This is a genomic window from Luteimonas salinilitoris (assembly GCF_041300785.1).
Taxonomy (GTDB): Bacteria; Pseudomonadota; Gammaproteobacteria; order Xanthomonadales; family Xanthomonadaceae; genus Luteimonas; species Luteimonas salinilitoris.
The window spans coordinates 1-2,807 of the sequence record NZ_JBFWIB010000041.1; the positions used below are offsets into that span (position 1 = coordinate 1).

Here is a 2,807-nt window from a genome sequence, read left to right on the forward strand (position 1 = left end):
TGGCGGCACGGTCATCTACGAGATCGTCGTGACCAACAATGGCCCGTCGGATGTGCTGGGCGCCCAGGTCAGCGATCCGCTGCCGGACGGCATCACCGATGCAAGCTGGACCTGCGCGGACGACGGCGGCGGCAGCGCCTGCGGAGCTGCGAGCGGCACGGGCGCGATCGCCACCACGGCGGACCTGCCGGCAGGCGCCTCGGTCACGTACACGCTGACCATGACGGTCCCGATCGGCTTCGGCGGGGATCTCGTCAATACGGCCACGGTGGACGTGCCGGCTGGCGTGACCGACAGCGACCTTGCCAACAACACGGCCAGCGACACCAACACCGAGTTCACGTCTCCGCCCGGCCCCAACCCGAGCGTGTGCAACATCGCTGACAACGGCTCCTTCGAATCGCCGGACATCCAGAACGATCCGGAAGGTCCGGGCGACAATACGGCCTATGTAAACGGCTTCGCGGTCTGGCGGACGACGACCAATCCGATCAGCGGCTGGGAAACCGCCGCCGGAACCATCGACATCCTGCGCCATTTCAACAATGCCAGTAATGGGCTGCAAAGCATCGACCTCTGGGGCACGGCGGCGGCAACGATACGGCAAACATTCACCGGCCTTGTCCCGGGAGCGCAGTACACCTTTTCGGTGGACTATTCCGGTCTCTCGGCGGCGAATTCGATTGCCGTCGTCCAGTTGGGCAATGGCGTCGGGGCGGCGCCTGTCACCCTCGCGACGCTCCAGGCGGCTGCCGATGGCGTCAACAACGGGAACGCAGGCATACCGGCGACACCATCGTTTTCGGTGACCTGGAGTACCTATCGGCATACCTTCATCGCGGCCGGTACGGAAGCGACGGTCCAGTTCGTCAACAATACCGCTCCCGCAGATTTCAATACCGGACTCTTCGTAGACAACTTTTCCTTTGCCGGCGACCCTTGCGCCGACTTGGGAATCGCGAAAACTGTTACGCCGGAGGAGGTAAGGTCGGGCGAAGCGGTGGTCTATACGCTGCAACTCACCAACAACGGCCCGGACCCCGCGAACGGGGCACTGGTGACCGACCCCGGCGTGCCGGACAGCCTGGAATGCACCGCGCTGACGTGCGCCGCCGACGCCGGTGCGGCCTGTCCCGCCGGCATTACGCCAGCGCAGCTGGCGGCGGGGCTGGCGATCCCTACCTTCCCCGTTGGCGGCACCGTCACCCTGGAGCTGACCTGTACGGTGACCGCGACGGGACTATGAGCAGGCGGGGGATCAATCGCGAAACAGGAAACCCGTTTGCCGGGATGGCAGAAGGCAGGCTCACGCAAGGCATCAGCAAGCGAGAAAAGTAGTGAATGAAGTACGCGGGAAGTCCAACGAACATGCCCACGCGGTCGACGCGGGGATGAGCATGCGGGCAACGCATCGCCCGAGCCATCGCCGCCGCACGGCGCACGGCCTGCGCGGCAGGCGGCGCGTCCTCGCGATGCTGCTGCTGGGCTTGGCGGTGCTGCTCGGGATCGGGCCGGCGTTCGCGGATTCGTTCTACTTCACGCGCATGAGCACGGGCTCGGGGGCGGACACGGGCTCGACGGGCCTGTTCCAGTGGAACGATGTCACGGGCGCGCAGAGCCAGATCGGCGGCGACGGCACCTATCTGCGTCATGCCACCGACGGGGCGATTCCGGTTGACGGCATCGCGACCAATGCTGCGGGGACGTTGTACGGCTTCGCAATCGACGATACCGCGACCGCTGGTTTCATCCCCCTTCCATCTACAGTGTTTTGCACTGCCAGCATGCGTTCGAGGCTGGTGTCCATCAACATCGGCACCGGCGTAATGACTTACGTCGGTGCCTCATGGCTGAATGGGCGAGACATCAGGGCGGCAGGCTTCGACGGCCAAGGTCGCTTGTGGGGCCTCGATTGCGTTACCAACGAGATACTCCAGATAAATCCAGCGAGCGGCGCAATCGTTGCGTCCATGGCGAGCGGGTTCGTTGGGAACGAGGGGACGCACTCGGATATCGATTTCGCCGCCAACGGTTTTGGGATGATCGGCAATGCGACTTTGCGATTTCGGGTCTTTGATCCGGACGCGGGCTGGGTCGCAGATACTCCGATTACAGCGCAAAGCGTAGGCTTCGACAGCACGCTTGTGCCGCCCTACATCGTTGGCGGCCTGGCCTTTACGAGCCATCTCGCCGCGCGCAACGGGAGCCCGGCAGCCGAGACCTGCCGGTTGAACCTGGCAGAGATGCGCGGACTCGACGAATTGGGGCACGTCAACGATCCTTTTTTTGCCAATCCGTCGATAGCTTTCAAGGAAGCTGATCAGTACGACCCGCCGAACAGGCCGGTAGCGTGGTTCAACGGCGGTACCGGCGACATGGCCCGCGTGGGTGGTCCCGCGCTGCCGGACTGCTTCTACGACTGGGGCGACGCGCCGAACAGCTACGGCACGCTGCTCGCAGGCAACGGCGCCCGGCACGCGATTGTCGCCGGCAGTCCGTATCTCGGCGCCGGCCTGCCGGACTTCGAGGTCGATGGTCAGCCGAACGCGGGCGCCACCGGTGACAACAGTGTCGGCACCGATGACGAGGACGGTGTCACCGTTCCGGCCGTGCCGGTCGGCGCGACCGTGCAGATCGAGGTCACGGCGGGCAACGTCGGCCCGGGGACGCTGCTGCAGGGCTGGATCGACTGGGCGGGTGACGGCAGCTTCGCCCAGGCGGGCGATCAGGTGCTCGTCGATGCGGCGGTGACGACCGGCATCAATACCTTCGATATCGCCGTGCCGGCCGCGGCGACGGTCGGGACG

Annotated in this window: 2 protein-coding genes; both read left to right on the forward strand. The window is 65.3% G+C overall.

From position 1 onward, the window contains the following. A partial coding sequence (locus AB5T46_RS20255; protein ID WP_370565918.1) for a hypothetical protein occupies window positions 1-1,246 on the forward strand: 1,246 nt, incomplete at its 5' end. A gap of 91 nt (window positions 1,247-1,337) precedes the next feature. Further along, window positions 1,338-2,807 (forward strand): GEVED domain-containing protein (locus tag AB5T46_RS20260; protein WP_370565919.1); only part of this gene is annotated, 1,470 nt, incomplete at its 3' end.